The 14,903-nt window shown below is 56.7% G+C and carries 15 protein-coding genes; 6 read left to right on the top strand and 9 right to left on the bottom strand.

Annotation, left to right across the window (positions count from 1 at the left end; translation table 11 throughout):
* Positions 1-56: 56 nt before the first annotated feature.
* Positions 57-2,429, top strand: a complete 2,373-nt coding sequence (locus FNY10_RS07050) for a membrane-bound PQQ-dependent dehydrogenase, glucose/quinate/shikimate family (RefSeq protein ID WP_160703451.1) — start codon at positions 57-59, stop codon at positions 2,427-2,429.
* Positions 2,430-3,002: 573 nt separating this feature from the next.
* Here the strand turns inward: FNY10_RS07050 and FNY10_RS07045 are convergent.
* The 3 genes from FNY10_RS07045 to FNY10_RS07035 form a co-directional block, all read right to left on the bottom strand.
* Positions 3,003-4,121, bottom strand: a complete 1,119-nt coding sequence (locus tag FNY10_RS07045; protein WP_100686396.1) for an S-(hydroxymethyl)glutathione dehydrogenase/class III alcohol dehydrogenase — start codon at positions 4,119-4,121, stop codon at positions 3,003-3,005.
* A gap of 24 nt (positions 4,122-4,145) precedes the next feature.
* On the bottom strand, positions 4,146-4,421 hold the full coding sequence (locus FNY10_RS07040) for a metal/formaldehyde-sensitive transcriptional repressor (RefSeq protein WP_004861424.1): 276 nt from the start codon (positions 4,419-4,421) through the stop codon (positions 4,146-4,148).
* A gap of 104 nt (positions 4,422-4,525) precedes the next feature.
* The gene (locus tag FNY10_RS07035; protein WP_227699355.1) at positions 4,526-4,690 is read right to left on the bottom strand and encodes a hypothetical protein; all 165 of its coding nucleotides are present in this window, start codon (positions 4,688-4,690) and stop codon (positions 4,526-4,528) included.
* A gap of 523 nt (positions 4,691-5,213) precedes the next feature.
* Here FNY10_RS07035 and FNY10_RS07030 point away from each other — a divergent pair.
* Positions 5,214-5,537: a DUF1493 family protein gene (locus FNY10_RS07030; protein ID WP_131049000.1), complete on the top strand. Its 324-nt coding sequence runs from the start codon at positions 5,214-5,216 to the stop codon at positions 5,535-5,537.
* Between the two features lie 181 nt (positions 5,538-5,718).
* Here FNY10_RS07030 and FNY10_RS07025 read toward each other — a convergent pair whose 3' ends face one another.
* Positions 5,719-6,192 (bottom strand): GNAT family N-acetyltransferase, encoded by a 474-nt coding sequence (locus tag FNY10_RS07025; RefSeq protein WP_160703453.1) that lies wholly within the window; start codon positions 6,190-6,192, stop codon positions 5,719-5,721.
* A gap of 99 nt (positions 6,193-6,291) precedes the next feature.
* Positions 6,292-6,819 carry a cytochrome b561 gene (gene cybB, locus FNY10_RS07020; protein ID WP_160703454.1) on the bottom strand — a complete coding sequence of 176 codons (528 nt, stop codon included), beginning with the start codon at positions 6,817-6,819 and terminating at the stop codon, positions 6,292-6,294.
* Between the two features lie 222 nt (positions 6,820-7,041).
* Between cybB and FNY10_RS07015 the strand changes: the two genes are divergently transcribed.
* A complete protein-coding gene (locus FNY10_RS07015) occupies positions 7,042-7,395 on the top strand; it encodes a DUF1294 domain-containing protein (RefSeq protein ID WP_160703455.1) in 354 nt (117 codons plus the stop codon).
* Between the two features lie 60 nt (positions 7,396-7,455).
* On the opposite strand, the gene FNY10_RS07010 is transcribed toward FNY10_RS07015, so the two are convergent.
* Positions 7,456-8,145 carry a VIT1/CCC1 transporter family protein gene (locus tag FNY10_RS07010; RefSeq protein ID WP_131048996.1) on the bottom strand — a complete coding sequence of 230 codons (690 nt, stop codon included), beginning with the start codon at positions 8,143-8,145 and terminating at the stop codon, positions 7,456-7,458.
* Positions 8,146-8,300: 155 nt separating this feature from the next.
* Between FNY10_RS07010 and FNY10_RS07005 the strand changes: the two genes are divergently transcribed.
* Complete coding sequence (locus tag FNY10_RS07005; RefSeq protein WP_160703456.1) at positions 8,301-9,209, top strand: cation diffusion facilitator family transporter; 909 nt, start codon at positions 8,301-8,303, stop codon at positions 9,207-9,209.
* A 484-nt stretch (positions 9,210-9,693) separates the two neighbouring features.
* On the opposite strand, the gene FNY10_RS07000 is transcribed toward FNY10_RS07005, so the two are convergent.
* Positions 9,694-10,611 carry a M14 family metallocarboxypeptidase gene (locus FNY10_RS07000; RefSeq protein WP_160703457.1) on the bottom strand — a complete coding sequence of 306 codons (918 nt, stop codon included), beginning with the start codon at positions 10,609-10,611 and terminating at the stop codon, positions 9,694-9,696.
* A 412-nt stretch (positions 10,612-11,023) separates the two neighbouring features.
* On the opposite strand from FNY10_RS07000, the gene FNY10_RS06995 reads away from it, so the two are divergent.
* Positions 11,024-12,052 carry an LLM class flavin-dependent oxidoreductase gene (locus FNY10_RS06995; RefSeq protein ID WP_100685169.1) on the top strand — a complete coding sequence of 343 codons (1,029 nt, stop codon included), beginning with the start codon at positions 11,024-11,026 and terminating at the stop codon, positions 12,050-12,052.
* Between the two features lie 66 nt (positions 12,053-12,118).
* Here the strand turns inward: FNY10_RS06995 and FNY10_RS06990 are convergent, their stop codons facing one another.
* On the bottom strand, positions 12,119-12,454 hold the full coding sequence (locus FNY10_RS06990) for a gamma-glutamylcyclotransferase family protein (RefSeq protein WP_141964681.1): 336 nt from the start codon (positions 12,452-12,454) through the stop codon (positions 12,119-12,121).
* Positions 12,455-12,708: 254 nt separating this feature from the next.
* On the opposite strand from FNY10_RS06990, the gene gap reads away from it, so the two are divergent.
* Positions 12,709-13,707: a type I glyceraldehyde-3-phosphate dehydrogenase gene (gene gap / locus FNY10_RS06985; RefSeq protein WP_100685171.1), complete on the top strand. Its 999-nt coding sequence runs from the start codon at positions 12,709-12,711 to the stop codon at positions 13,705-13,707.
* 88 nt (positions 13,708-13,795) lie between these two features.
* Here gap and FNY10_RS06980 read toward each other — a convergent pair whose 3' ends face one another.
* Positions 13,796-14,590 carry a YdcF family protein gene (locus tag FNY10_RS06980; protein ID WP_160703458.1) on the bottom strand — a complete coding sequence of 265 codons (795 nt, stop codon included), beginning with the start codon at positions 14,588-14,590 and terminating at the stop codon, positions 13,796-13,798.
* Positions 14,591-14,903 lie beyond the last annotated feature (313 nt).

The following is a 14,903-nucleotide window of genomic DNA, read 5'->3' as shown; positions in this document are numbered from 1 at the left end:
CTGTATTTTTTGATTCATTTGGTTCGCATCTGAGAACGGATGGTTAAGGAGACAAAATGGCAACTGGCAACGTGCCGCGAGGATTCCCCCGGATCCTGCAGTGGCTTCTCGCCGGGCTGATGCTCATCATCGGCCTGGCTATCGGTATTCCTGGGATCAAGCTCGCCACGCTGGGCGGCACCCTCTATTTCGCAATCATGGGTCTGGTGATGGTTATCGCCGCCGTGCTTATCTTCCGCAATCGTCGCATCGGCATTGCGCTGTATGCCATCGCCTTCATCGCCTCCATCGTCTGGGCGATCGGCGATGCCGGCTGGAGCTACTGGCCGCTGTTCTCGCGCCTGTTCACCTTCGGCGCGCTGGCGCTGCTCTCGGCGCTCGTCTGGCCCTATCTTTCGGCCCAGCCGACGAAGAAAGGCCCGGCGTTTGGCCTGGCTGCGGTGCTGGCCGTCGTGCTGGCCGCCAGCTTTGGCTGGATGTTCAAATCACAGCCGCTGGTCAGCGCTACGCAAGCCGTACCGGTCAAACCGGTTGCTCCGGGCGAACAGCAGAAGAACTGGGAGCACTGGGGTAACACCACCCACGGCGACCGCTTTGCCGCCCTTGATCAGATTAACAAACAGAACGTTAACCAGCTGCAGGTTGCCTGGGTCGCCCATACCGGCGATATCCCGCAAAGCAACGGTTCCGGCGCGGAAGACCAGAACACCCCGCTGCAAATCGGCGATACGCTGTATGTCTGTACGCCGTACAGCAAAGTGCTGGCGCTGGATGTCGATAGCGGAAAAGAAAAGTGGCGCTATGATGCAAAAGCCACCGCGCCAAACTGGCAGCGCTGCCGCGGTCTCGGCTATTACGAAGACAGCCACGCCCAGGCCGCCGCCACGGGTGACGTTCAGCCGGCCGCCTGCGCCCGGCGTCTGTTCCTGCCGACCACCGATGCCCGTCTTATCGCGATTGACGCCGATACCGGCAAGACCTGTGAGGCTTTCGGCGATCGCGGTATCGTCGATCTGAGCGTCGGGATGGGTGAAATCAAACCGGGTTACTATCAGCAAACCTCCACCCCGCTGGTTGCCGGTAACGTCGTCGTTGTCGGCGGCCGCGTGGCGGATAATTTCTCTACCGGCGAGCCTCCTGGCGTGGTCCGCGCCTACGATGTCCATACCGGTAAACTGGCCTGGGCGTGGGATCCGGGTAACCCGGCGCTGACCGGCCTGCCGCCGGAGGGGCAGACCTATACCCGCGGGACGCCAAACGTCTGGTCGGCAATGTCCTATGACGCGAAGCTGAACCTGATCTATCTGCCAACCGGCAACGCCACTCCGGACTTCTTCGGCGGTGAACGAACCGCGCTGGATGACAAATACAGCTCCTCGATCGTCGCCGTCGACGCAACGACCGGCCAGGTGCGCTGGCACTACCAGACCACCCACCACGATCTGTGGGACTTCGACCTGCCGTCACAACCGCTGCTGTACGACCTCCCTGACGGGAAAGGCGGCACCACGCCGGTGCTGGTGCAGACCAGCAAGCAGGGGATGATCTTTATGCTCAACCGCGCGACCGGGGAACCGGTGGCGAAAGTGGAAGAGCGCCCGGTGCCCGCCGGGACGGTTAAAGGCGAACGTTACTCTCCGACACAGCCCTACTCCGTGGGCATGCCGATGATTGGCAATGACACCCTGAAAGAGTCGGATATGTGGGGCGCCACGCCGGTGGACCTGCTGATCTGTCGAATCGCCTTTAAAGCCATGCGTCATCAAGGCGTCTTCACACCGCCGGGCGAAGACCGTTCGCTGCAGTATCCGGGCTCGCTGGGCGGTATGAACTGGGGCAGCGTCTCGGTGGATCCGAACAACAGCCTGATGTTCGTCAACGATATGCGCCTGGGTCTGGCGAACTATATGGTTCCGCGTGAAAAAGTCGCCAAAAATGCCAGCGGCATTGAGATGGGGATTGTGCCGATGGAAGGGACGCCGTTCGGCGCAATGCGTGAGCGCTTCCTGTCGCCGCTGGGTATTCCGTGCCAGAAACCGCCGTTCGGTACCATGTCCGCCGTGGATCTGAAGAGCGGTAAACTGGTGTGGCAGGTGCCGGTAGGCACCGTTGAAGATACCGGTCCGCTGGGTATTCGCATGCATATGCCAATCCCCATCGGGATGCCGACGCTGGGCGCATCGCTGTCGACCCAGTCTGGTCTGCTGTTCTTCGCCGGGACTCAGGACTTCTACCTGCGCGCATTTGATACCGCCAACGGTAAGGAGATCTGGAAATCTCGTCTGCCGGTCGGCAGTCAGTCCGGCCCGATGACCTACGTTTCGCCAAAAACCGGCAAACAGTACATTATCATCAACGCTGGCGGCGCTCGTCAGTCTCCGGATCGCGGCGATTACATCATCGCCTACGCGTTACCAGAACAGAAGTAAACACCAGGGCCCCGCACGGGGCCCTGATTGCTGGCAACCGGCGAACGTCGGCGATTTGCCCGGCGGCGCTACGCTTGCACGGGCCTACCAGGAACAGTACCTGCGTGGGCCTACCGGGAACAACGCTTGCAGGGGTCTAGCGGAACGGTGTTTGCACGGTCCTGCAGGAAACGACGCTTTTGTAGGTCGGGTCAGGCGCCAGCCGCCACCCGACGAAACCAGCCAATCGCTAAACCCTTTGATCACCACGCTCAGGGCCCCGCACGGGGCCCTGATTGCTGGTAACCGGCGAACGTCGGCGATTTGCCCGGCGGCGCTACGCTTGCACGGGCCTACCAGGAACAGTACCTGCGCGGGCCTACCGGGAACAACGCTTGCACGGGTCTAGCGGAACGGTGTTTGCGCGGTCCTGCAGGAAACGACGCTTTTGTAGGTCGGGTCAGGCGCCAGCCGCCACCCGACACGGGGCATCGCGAACTGCGGCGGGGGTGAAATGGATATACAAATCTGCGGCGGGGTAAACTCTGTTTAGCAATAACCCGGGCATGCCCGGGTTATTTTCACGCCTGAAAATCAATGCTCGCCAAAATGAATGACGGTACGAATCGATTTCCCTTCGTGCATCAAATCAAAGGCCTCGTTAATCTGCTCCAGCGGCAGGCGGTGGGTGATAAACGGATCGAGGTCGATTTTACCGGCCATCGCGTCTTCAACCATCCCCGGCAGCTGTGTACGCCCTTTCACCCCACCGAACGCCGAACCGCGCCATACGCGCCCGGTCACCAGCTGGAACGGACGGGTTTTGATCTCCTGGCCCGCACCGGCAACGCCGATAATCACGCTCTCACCCCAGCCTTTGTGACAACACTCAAGCGCCGCACGCATCACGTTGACGTTGCCGATACATTCGAAGCTGAAGTCCACGCCGCCATCGGTGAGCTCAACGATCACATCCTGAACCGGCTTATCATAATCATTCGGGTTAATAAAATCGGTCGCGCCCATCTCTTTGGCGAGGGTGAATTTTTCCGGGTTGGTATCAACCGCCAGAATACGCCCGGCTTTCGCCTGTACTGCGCCCTGAATGACCGCCAGACCAATCCCGCCGAGGCCAAACACCGCCACGGTATCGCCCTCTTTGACCTTCGCGGTGTTGTGAACGGCACCGATACCGGTGGTCACGCCGCAGCCCAGCAGACAGACTTTATCCAGCGGCGCCTGCGGGTTCACCTTCGCCAGTGAAATTTCGGCTACTACGGTGTATTCGCTGAACGTGCTGGTGCCCATGTAGTGGTAAATCGGCTCGCCGTTATAGGAGAAACGGGTGGTGCCGTCCGGCATCAGACCTTTCCCCTGGGTGGCGCGTACCGCCTGGCAGAGGTTAGTTTTACCGGATTTACAGAATTTGCACTCGCGGCACTCTGCGGTATACAGCGGGATAACGTGATCGCCAGGCTGCAGGCTGGTGACGCCTTCGCCAACTTCGACCACGATACCGCCGCCTTCGTGACCCAGCACGGCCGGGAATACGCCTTCCGGATCGTCACCGGACAGCGTAAACGCATCGGTATGACAGACGCCGGTATGGGTAATTTTGACCAGCACTTCGCCTTTTTTCGGCGGAGCAACGTCAATTTCAACAATCTTCAGCGGCTGGCCTGGGCCAAACGCGACAGCTGCACGTGATTTCATAACCGTCTCTTCCTTCGTGGTGATTTATTTTAAATAGGATCGTAGCAGATGGCCGACTTCCGCCATTCTGGCCGCGCGCTGATCCGGGGTCGTTTCGCCGCTGACCAGCTCATCCTGGAGATGAATTTCGACCATTTCGCCCATCAGGCCGTTGGTCGCTCCGCGGATAGAGGCAATCTGCTGCAAAATCGACATGCAGGATTCGCCGGACTCCAGCGCCCTTTCCAGGGCCTCAACCTGCCCGCGAATGCGACGTACGCGACTGAGCGCGCGTTTTTTGTCTTCAGGTGAATGTGGCACGATGACACCCTCAATATTGTATAGGGGGGTATACTATATTTTATTAAGCAAAGTGGCAAACTGAAACACCACTTTAACCGTAGCACAGCGGCGAGCCGTTGCTATCAGTGGAGCTGAAGCGCCATCTCCACGCAGCGTAAATCCGCCTTCGCCAGCGTTGACGGCAGCAGCTTTTCGCGCACGGCGACAAAACCGGCCGCATTAGGCGTCGCTTCCAGCGTCAGACGACAGAAATTCCGCCGCCGTGCGTCGGCGGTAATGTGAGTCATCGCAGGCTTTGCTTCCCATCTCTGTCACAAGTCGTGAACCGGGTTTAATCCCTTCACGCCCTGAAACAGCTTCATGCTGGATCACATAGGTACAAGGGCTGTGTATCTCGAAAACCTCTCTTCATTGCTGACCAAAATACCGATTCGATTTCGTCATAACGAAGCCGTCCCCTCCAATAAATACTGGTTATATGCGCAGCATATACCGTCAGTTATTTACTGAGGGAATGCCAAAAAGATTTATATCACCATGATATATATCATCATTTATAGATCGAAATAAAAAACAGCTTTATAGTAAATGGACACAACAGAAGCAAGTAACAGGACATACTGTTATCGCGGACACCCTAACGTAACGGCCGGTGGGCTGTTCGATCGGGTTGTTATTGAACAACTTGCAGATGCTTTAGGGATGGCAACGGAAGGTGTGAGCATGATTCTGATTATACAACCTTATATTCACGTTTCAGGCAAGCTCTCAACAGCCACCAATTGACCGTATACAGTGGACTTCGTTCTAATGGAAAGAGACTATGAAGCGGAGGTTATCGGATACATTATGCAGCGATACCCGATAAGAATTCATTGGTTTAAACCAGGCTTTAAACAAGTTACTAAGGAATGGACTTTACAGGGCGATTTTTGGTTTTTTCCTGAAGATGCCGAAGATTTTTTGTTAGACATATTCGAGCATTTCAACATTGACTATTCAACGTTTGAAAGCACAAATTACATCGAATATGAGTACCCTTTCTGGCAAAAAAAACCAGATATAAAAATCAAACCGCTCACTGTTGAGATGATTATAGAATCAGCCAATGCCGGACGCTGGTTATACGACTAATACCCCGCTTTACTGCAGTCCTTGCCCGAGGCCATTTACAGCTCGGGCTTTTCCCTTCTCTACGCGCAGCAATCACGAAAATGGTATATCGATTTTATTCGGAGGGGGACGATATTTTATTAAGCAAAGTGGCAAACTGAAACACCACTTTAAACCGTAGTACAGCGGCGAGTCGTTGCTATCAGTCGAGCTGAAGCGCCATCTCCACGCAGCGTAAATCCGCCTTCGCCAGCGTTGACGGCAGCAGCTTTTCGCGCACGGCGACAAAACCGTGGCGCAGATAAAAACCGGCCGCATTCGGCGTCGCTTCCAGCGTCAGACGACGGAAATTCCGCCGCCGCGCGTCGGCGATAATGGTCGTCAAAATCATGCCGGCGCAACCTTTTCCGCCCCATTCCGGCAACGTAAAGATGGCTTCCACACTGGCCGCGCGGAGATCAAGATAGCCGGTTGCCACCGGCTGCCCGCCCTCTTCTTCAACGACATAAAAGGGGTTAGCGCACACCGCATGGCGATACCCTTCCGGCATCGTATCCGGCGTCCAGGCCTCCAGAACCGCGGCTGCGTAACTCTCACGACAGCCGTTGCGGATGGCCTGATTGCGGATTATCCATAGCGCAGGCGCCTCATCCGGCGTAGCAAGTCTGACTTTCATATTGTTCCCCTTTTCCTCAGTCCGTATCAGTTCTACCACAGCCTGCGGCGAAAGGAATAAAAAAACCCGCTCGGAAGCGGGTCAATTGGTCGGGCGTGATTAGCGCTTACGCGGCATCATCCGCAGCAGCGTATTATCTTTCCACAGATAGTGGTGCAGCAGTGCGGCCAGCGCGTGCGCGCCGATAATAAAGTAACCGGTGTTCGCCAGCAGGCTATGCACGCCCTTCAGTGTATCCACCAGCTCAAACTGACTTTGCGCCGCAAAGGGCATGGCCAGGCCGAAGGCGAACCACGGATTGCCGCGGTAATACATCATCACCATGCCGACAATCGGCTGGGCGATAAACAGCAGATAGATAATCAGATGGCCCAGGTGAGCCAAACCGGTCATCATCGGTGACGGTTTTGGCACAATCGGCGGCGCCGGATATTTCAGCCGGACCAGCAGGCGCGCGATCATCAACACGAGGATAGCTACCCCGCAGGAAACGTGAATCATATTAATGACCGGACGGTCACTGCGGGGGAAAAAGCCCCTCAGCTCCATGGTGGCATAGGCGCCGACCACCAATAAAAAGACCAGCCAGTGGATACCTGTCTGCAGGCCAGTGTATTTATCGCGCATGGTAAACCCTTAACAAAACTATGATGCCGACAACATAACGACCTTTTATTAAAAATTCATTAACTTTTACGTACTTATAAGAAACAATTGTCGATAAACATATATTTCCAGAAGAAACAATGAAATCACCTCTTCTCCGCGCCACTATCGCCGGGATGTTTTCCGCCCGCCGGTTGCGTATAATTCGCCCTCAACATTCACCGAACGCGGCTGGCTAATGGTATGAATCTCAATCGCTTCTGTTATTTACTCCTGGTCTGCGCGGCTACCGGTAGCCTGTTCGCTCCGCACCCTTATGTCACGTGGTTCCTGTTGGCCAGCGTACTGACGCTGGTGATTTACGGCATTGATAAAATGGCGGCGCGCAAGGCCTGGCGTCGGGTGCCGGAATCGACCTTGCTGATATTCGGGTTGGTCGGCGGATGGCCTGGCGCGATAGCCGGTCAACAGATCTTCCGCCATAAAACGCAAAAGCAGCCGTTTAAAACCTACTTCATCATCAGTGTGATATTGAGTCTCCTGGCGACGCTGGCGCTCTGTCAGTTCGCCCCATTCTCTCCTTTTAACGCCTCGTGAACGCCAGCGTCTCACCGGGAGATAAAGCGCGTGTCGGGATAGACGGCGTAGAGGACGCGCTCAGGCCATCACCTGACCGGCGAGAGAACCGGCCGCCATTGATATAGCCATGGCCATTGCGCTCCAGAAAGTGATTCTGATTATTGCCTTTATCGCAGAGGCATTACCCGCAACGGAGGAGATATAGCCAAGAATAACCAGCGAAAAAAGCGTGGAGAGAATAACCAACGGCAAAACCAGACCTGCAGGCGCTAACCATGCAATGATGACCGGCAGCAGCGCGCCGGCGGAAAAGCTGAACGCTGAAAACATCGCGGCCTGCAGCGGCTGCGCAGAATTTGTCTCCGTCAGCCCCAGTTCCTCCCGGGCATGAGCATCCAGCGCATCCTTCGCCATCAGTTGTTCCGCAACCTGGCGCGCCAGGGCCGGTTCCAGTCCTCGCTGTCTGTACAGCGAAGTCAGTTCCTGCACCTCTTCCTCATAATTTGCCGCAAGCTCTCTTTTTTCCTGACTGAGCGCCGCATGTTCGCTATCTGCCTGCGATGAGACGGAAACATATTCGCCGGTTGCCATCGACATCGCGCCCGCAACCAGTCCGGCCACGCCGGCCAGTAAGATCCCCGACGACGACGTGCCCGCCGCGGCGACCCCGAGCACCAGACTGGCGGTCGAGACGATGCCATCATTCGCCCCCAGCACTGCCGCTCTCAGCCAGCCTACTTTTCCGATACTGTGTCGTTCCAGATGCATGTTGTTTTCCTTTTACTCAGGAAATGAGTCATTCCGGCATCGCCGATATATAAAAATCGCTTCATCCGCAATTTATTCTTTCATCATTAACCTTACATTAAGATTGCGCCAGTATAATCCCGTGTCTGAGATTATTTATTTAAGCGGACTGTTTTATGCGGAATGATAATGGGTATCATGAACGTTCAAAAGTAGCGCAAAAAAGCACATTAATCAGTGCGCTGATTAATATTATTTTGTCGCTCATGCAAATTCTTAGCGGTATATTTTCCGGCTCTCAAGGTTTAATTGCTGATGGTATTCATTCTCTTTCTGATTTAGTGGCAGATTTTGTGGTGCTGCTGGCCAATAAAAAGAGCCGTAAACCCTCGGACAGTGACCACCATTACGGTCACTGGCGGTATGAGAACGGTGCTTCAATGATTCTCGGCATGATGCTGATGGCCGTGGGCGCCGGTATGCTGTGGTCGGCTGGCGGGAAATTACTCCACCCTGAGTCACTCTCTGAGGTGCATGTTACCGCTCTGTGGATCGCGCTGACCGCGCTCGCTATCAAGGAAACGCTGTTCCGCTACATGCGCAGGGTGGCCATTCGTCTCCAGTCCTCCCTGCTGATGGCCAATGCATGGCATGCCCGCTCTGATGCCGCTTCATCGGTGGTTGTCGCTATCGGTATTACCGGGACACTGGCCGGGTATCCCTGGTTTGATCCGGCGGCGGCTTTGGTGGTCGGGTTACTGATCCTGCGCATGGGCTACTCATTCGCTGCCGACGCCATGCATGACCTGATGGACCGCGCGGCGGATAGCGATAAGGAACATGAAATCAAAGCGCTTCTGCTGTCAACGCCGGGGGTCGCCGGGCTTCACGATCTGAAAACGCGTAAGGTGGGAGATCTCATCCTTGTCGATGTGCACCTGGAGGTGCCGGAACACCTCTCGGTCAGGGATGGTCACGACATAGCGGTGGCGGCACGGGAACGGGTTTTACACCAGCACGGGGTACTGAATGTGATGGTGCACATTGATCCCTTTCCAGTCGCAACGTTATATCACGGGGCGTAGTACGCAGACGCGCTCCGATCTGCTCCCCGCACAGGGTTTCCGAAGGCGTGCGCAGCAGGCTCCTGATTGCGAGGGTATCTGAATCAGCATGCCCCCTCAGAACCGTTACCTTACCGCTCAGGAGTCTGGCCATCACTTTTGCTCACCGGGGATTTTATGGCGCGACACGGGTGATAAAAGTATTAACTGGCACAATAAAGATAAACTGAATAACAGCCGTCACAAATACAGAAATATGAATACCCGAAATCATCATTCATTATCTGTTTATTACCCGTAATAATTGACTTAAACAGTCGCCATTTGGCCCCGCTGATATCGTCAAAAGCCAGCGTTTGATTTCATAGCAACTGGCAAACGCTGATTATTATCATGACAATTTTATTGTGGTGATGGCAACCGGTCATTTGCGCCAGGCCCCTGTGATAAAGACCAATCAGAAGACCCGCAGGCAGACCGGGCGATATCCGCCCGCTCGGATAAATCACTGCGATAATGCAAATTCGATGGCCCGACGGACGGTGACAACCTGCGCCCGGGTACACTCCTGCGGGGACGTTTTCGCGCTATCGGGATAGACTTCGGTGGTGGTGGTAAACGGCGCGCCGGTCATGGTCGAGCACAGATGCCAGGCGCTATTGTCATACTCCACGATGCCATGACCGATGACCGGATAACCGAGCACGGTCTCGCCGGGGACCGACGGGGCAATGTGCGTCACCTGCGCAACGGCGCAAATCAATGCGCTCTGGAAATCCAGTCTTGAATTGCGCTCGTCGCTGACCAGATAGAAGCCATCGGGAATATTCTCCGGCGTATACGCCACGCCGTCTCTGGCCGCCCGCGCGGGGCTGAATTCGCTCTCGTCCGTATCGGTCGTTTCATGCAAATCCACATGCACGGCAAACCGCCCTTTCAGCGGAGAAATGAGTCTCATCAATGCCCGTGACTCCTCCGCGGCGCCCTCCGGGAAAAATTGCCGGTTAGGGTCGACGGCATCGTAGTTCCAGCGGGAAATACGCTCATAAGCCCAGGGGCTGACGCAGGGAACAACCAGTAAATTGATTTTTCCCGCATACTCATTCTGATACTCAGTTAAAAACGTCAGGGCACCCATCACGCCGCTGGTTTCATACCCGTGGACGCCGCCCGTCACCAGCGCCACCGGCAGAGTCTCGTCCCAGTTTGTTGATTTTACCGCCCTCAACGGATAAACATCATCGGCGTAATGCAGTTCGCCATACTGAATGATGTCGTAGCGGTGCTTCAGGCCATCGAGCACCTCTGACACATCGCGCTGATAGCTCCTGGAGCGGGTCTGATTCTGCCGCCACTGTTGTATTTCGTCTGCTGTCCAGGGTTGCCCCGGGGTACCGATTGGATAAAACTGATTCAGGGTCATATGTCGCTCAGAGAACAAGAGTATCGGGTGCGGGAAAAGAGATGCAGCGTACCACCGGGAACCGCCGATGCAAACAGATCGGGCCATCTGGCCGTTGGCTAATTGCTCAATCTCAGAATTAAAGCCCATATCGCCGCACAGGCACCAGCGACTGCGGGCCGCTCAACACCAGATTCCCGGCGCAGCAGACTGAATACGGAGGCGGACGCGGTTCCTGCCGCCCAGGCGGCAGCGACGCGGGCAATCCGTCCCCGTTCAATCAATTTATTTGATGCATTATGTTAAACAAACGTTATTTATTCTTCGCGGGGAATACGTAAAGTAGTGATCATCCTCAACGAGAACCGGTGGCCTTCAACAAGCCCGGCGCCCGTCTGCTAAATATTTCCCTGAAAACCAGGATAACGACGTCATGAAAAAGATTGGATTTTTGTCATTTGGTCACTGGACGCCATCGCCGCAGTCCGCCACCCGCTCGGCCGCTGACGCGTTGCTGCAATCCATCGATCTGGCGGTGGCCGCGGAAGAGCTGGGCGCTGACGGCGCCTGGTTCAGAGTGCACCACTTTGCTCGCCAGCTCAGCTCGCCTTTTCCTCTGCTGGCGGCGATCGGCGCCAGAACCCGGCATATTGAGATAGGCACCGGCGTTATCGATATGCGTTATGAAAACCCGCTGTACATGGCCGAAGATGCCGGCGCGGCGGACTTGATCTCCGGCGGACGCCTGCAGCTGGGCGTCAGCCGGGGCTCCCCGGAGCAGGTGATCGATGGCTGGCGCTATTTCGGTTACGTCCCTGGCGAAGGGGAAAATGAATCCGATATGGCGCGTCGGCATACTGAGGTCCTGCTGGACGTCCTGCGCGGCGAAGGCTTTGCCAAACCCAATCCGCAGCCGATGTTCCCCAACCCGCCGGGTCTGCTGCGCCCGGAACCCCATTCCGCAGGACTGCGCGAGCGCATCTGGTGGGGAGCCGGTTCGAATGCCACGGCGGAGTGGGCCGCCAGACTGGGTATGAACCTGCAAAGCTCGACCCTGAAAGACGATGAAACCGGCGAGCCGTTCCATATCCAACAGGCGAAACAGATCCGCGCCTATCGCGACGCCTGGGCGCAGGCCGGGCATACGCACACGCCGCGCGTCTCGGTCAGCCGCAGCATTTTTGCCCTGATGGACGATCGGGACCGGCGCTATTTTGGCTCCAGCCATGACGACAGCGATAAAGTTGGTTTCCTCGACGAGAAGACCCGCGCTATTTTCGGTCGCAGCTATGCCGCCGAGCCGGACAAGCTGATCGCCCAGTTGCAGCAGGATGAGGCGATTGCCGAGGCGGATACGCTGCTGCTGACCGTGCCGAATCAGCTCGGCGTCGACTACAACGTGCACGTCATCGAGTCCATACTGCGACATGTTGCGCCGGCGATGGGCTGGCGCGACAAGTAAGCCATCTCAACGCCCCGCCCGTTAACAACCTGCGGGGCGTTGCTCCCCCTGCGCCGCCGGGATGGCTTACGGACAGGTCGGCGGCTGAAGCTGATAGATCCACGCGGTCACGCGCTGCTCTTCAGCCGTCGTCACCTCGACCGCCACGCGGTCGTAGCCCTCCTCAAACTCATCCAGCATCGGCCAGTGCGCGGCAAGTTTATCCGATATAAAGAGATAACCGTCAACCCGGGGACCGTCGGTATCGAGAACGATTCCCGGGAAGTCGGCAGCGGCTCCCCAGCCGCGCGCATAAAACGTGCCGTGCACCCAGCCCGGCAACCACTCGCCGCCGATATTTTCCAGAATGGGGGCATTTTCATGCCCCGGACGCAGCGTACCGTAGACAAATAAGCGTTCCATGATTCCTCGTCGCAAAGTCACTCATGCCCGACGGGCGGTGAAGAGGTTCAAAATACGAGGGAACGCGGCGCTTAGCAAGACGCGGCAACATGGATAGCCCGCCCTCCCGCATTGATTAATTTTTCTACAGCGCTTTTCAAGCGCTTAGCGGACAGACAGGCTTTCCGGGTTGCCGATTCACCATCAGTAGAGTATGCCTGGAGTATCTTGTCTTATACCCACAACCTCACTCACCATCCTACCGGAGGCTTCACATGAGCAAACTTGGGATTAATGGCTTTGGTCGTATCGGACGCCTGGTATTACGCCGTTTACTGGAAGTGAACAGCCCGCTTGAAGTGGTGGCGATCAACGATCTGACCTCGCCGAAGGTGCTGGCCTATCTGTTAAAACATGATTCAAACTACGGGCCGTTCCCGTGGAGCGTTGATTTTACGGAAGATGCGCTCATCGTGAACGGTAAAAAAATTACCGTCTATGCCGAGAAAGAGGCCCGGCATATTCCGTGGACAGCGGTGGGCGCAGAACTGATTGTCGAGTGCACCGGCTTCTACACATCAACCGCGAAGGCGCAGGCTCACCTCGATGCCGGGGCGAAGAAAGTCCTGATTTCCGCCCCGGCCGGCGACATGAAGACCATCGTCTATAACGTCAACGACGATACCCTGACCGCCGATGACACCATCATTTCCGTCGCCTCCTGTACCACCAACTGCCTGGCGCCGATGGCCAAAGTGCTCAACGACGCCTTCGGCATTAAGCTCGGCACCATGACCACTATTCATGCCTACACCGGCACGCAGTCGCTGGTCGACGGCCCGCGGGGGAAAGATTTACGCGCCTCGCGCGCGGCGGCGGAAAACATCATCCCGCATACCACCGGGGCGGCGAAAGCTATCGGACTGGTTATTCCTGCGCTCAGCGGCAAGCTGAAGGGCCACGCCCAGCGCGTGCCGACCAAAACCGGCTCAGTCACTGAACTGGTCTCCATCCTGGAGAAAAAAGTCACCGCCGATGAGGTTAATCAGGCGATGAAGCAAGCGGCGGAGAACAACGAGTCCTTCGGCTATACCGAAGAAGAGATCGTCTCTTCCGATATTATCGGCAGCCACTTCGGCTCGATTTACGATGCCACCCAGCTTGAAGTCGCCGAAGCTGGCGACCTGCAGCTGGTCAAAACCGTGGCCTGGTACGATAACGAGTACGGTTTTGTCACCCAGCTCATCCGCGTGCTGGATAAATTTGCCCGCTAGCCAGCGCGGCGGTGAAACCCGGCGGGTAGCCCGGCTATCCGCTTTTTTGTCGGCCAACATCCGGCGCTGATGTGTAAACGGACGCCCCTCAGCCAGGCGCCCGGGCATTCAGCGCGTCGCTCAGCAGGCTGTCTTCACTCAGTCGTTGTCCGGCGTCAAGGATCTGCGCGGGGATATCCACATGGACGATAAAATCTTTTCCGCGCGGGCCGTATCCCTGAGGCGCATCCAGCAGTCGCGGCAGCTCGCCAAGAATCAGCGACAGATAGCGTCCGACTGGCCACAGTCCGGCAGAATCACCGCAAAAAGCCAGCCCGTTTGCCGTATTGCCCAGCAGCGGCGCGCAGCCCGGCATACTGTACCACTGCGGCATGGCCGCCTCGCCCTGCCAGACGCGGGCAAACGTCGCCATGGTCCGCCGCTGCATCGTCGGATCCTGGAGCACGACGCCGGCGCGAGGAGCCAATCCCGTCGCCGCCAGCCTCTCGCGGGTAAAGCGCGCGTTCTCGCCGCAGTTGGTGGAGCGGTCCTCGACCACAATCTTGTCGCGGGGGATATGCCAGAAAAGGTGGGCGATATCGGCGAGGATATGCGCCTCCGGACGTCCGTCAACCGGCACTGACCGATAGCGCGGATCGTTACGTACCGCGTCGTAGAGAAAGACGGTGGAGTGACCGACCCCGCCGCTAATCAGCAGCGGTACCCCGACATCAGCCGCCAGTCGACAGGCGGCGTCGATGGTCGGGATCACCGCATTGCCCGCCAGCACCACAATATCCACCGCCGACGCCTGGACGGTAAAGTCATCCAGCGCCAGCCACTGGCCCAGGCGGTTGGCCGCCGCCAGCGTGGCCTCCGGCAGGGATGGGAAATGCTCAGTCATACTCGCTCCTTTCACGCCATCGCATCCATCAAGGACGTCCGGCATAGCATAAACCGCCGCCCGCAGCGCCGGGTCATCAACGGTAACAGGTCAGTAAACGACCCTACCATAGCTAAAACGATCGGCTTGCGCCTGATTTCTTCGCCGTAAAGAAAGCCTTTTTATATTTATGGGCATTTGTTAATTCACGGTTAATATTTTGTGCGCTTCACGCTTCCACACCTGGCCCTGTCACGTAACAAAGTCAATACCAGCATTATCATTTTATTAACTTTTTGAAGGCCATCAAGATAATGATAAATATGAAAAATTT

Origin of the sequence: Klebsiella sp. Lac1 (assembly GCF_009825425.1) — a bacterium.
Lineage (GTDB): Bacteria > Pseudomonadota > Gammaproteobacteria > Enterobacterales > Enterobacteriaceae > Klebsiella > Klebsiella electrica.
The sequence above is the reverse complement of the archived record's forward strand: the minus strand, read 5'-3'. Positions and strand labels throughout refer to the sequence as shown.

Excerpts from the sequence above, each read along its gene's own strand:
- FNY10_RS07030 (WP_131049000.1), top strand. The coding sequence starts at position 5,214 with ATGGAAAGAGACTATGAAGCGGAGGTTATCGGATACATTATGCAGCGA.
- FNY10_RS06980 (WP_160703458.1), bottom strand. The coding sequence starts at position 14,590 with ATGACTGAGCATTTCCCATCCCTGCCGGAGGCCACGCTGGCGGCGGCC.
- FNY10_RS06990 (WP_141964681.1), bottom strand. The coding sequence starts at position 12,454 with ATGGAACGCTTATTTGTCTACGGTACGCTGCGTCCGGGGCATGAAAAT.
- FNY10_RS07005 (WP_160703456.1), top strand. The coding sequence starts at position 8,301 with ATGCGGAATGATAATGGGTATCATGAACGTTCAAAAGTAGCGCAAAAA.
- FNY10_RS07035 (WP_227699355.1), bottom strand. The coding sequence starts at position 4,690 with ATGACTCACATTACCGCCGACGCACGGCGGCGGAATTTCTGTCGTCTG.
- FNY10_RS07000 (WP_160703457.1), bottom strand. The coding sequence starts at position 10,611 with ATGACCCTGAATCAGTTTTATCCAATCGGTACCCCGGGGCAACCCTGG.
- gap (WP_100685171.1), top strand. The coding sequence starts at position 12,709 with ATGAGCAAACTTGGGATTAATGGCTTTGGTCGTATCGGACGCCTGGTA.
- FNY10_RS07010 (WP_131048996.1), bottom strand. The coding sequence starts at position 8,145 with ATGCATCTGGAACGACACAGTATCGGAAAAGTAGGCTGGCTGAGAGCG.
- FNY10_RS07050 (WP_160703451.1), top strand. The coding sequence starts at position 57 with ATGGCAACTGGCAACGTGCCGCGAGGATTCCCCCGGATCCTGCAGTGG.
- cybB (WP_160703454.1), bottom strand. The coding sequence starts at position 6,819 with ATGCGCGATAAATACACTGGCCTGCAGACAGGTATCCACTGGCTGGTC.
- FNY10_RS07015 (WP_160703455.1), top strand. The coding sequence starts at position 7,042 with ATGAATCTCAATCGCTTCTGTTATTTACTCCTGGTCTGCGCGGCTACC.
- FNY10_RS07045 (WP_100686396.1), bottom strand. The coding sequence starts at position 4,121 with ATGAAATCACGTGCAGCTGTCGCGTTTGGCCCAGGCCAGCCGCTGAAG.
- FNY10_RS06995 (WP_100685169.1), top strand. The coding sequence starts at position 11,024 with ATGAAAAAGATTGGATTTTTGTCATTTGGTCACTGGACGCCATCGCCG.
- FNY10_RS07025 (WP_160703453.1), bottom strand. The coding sequence starts at position 6,192 with ATGAAAGTCAGACTTGCTACGCCGGATGAGGCGCCTGCGCTATGGATA.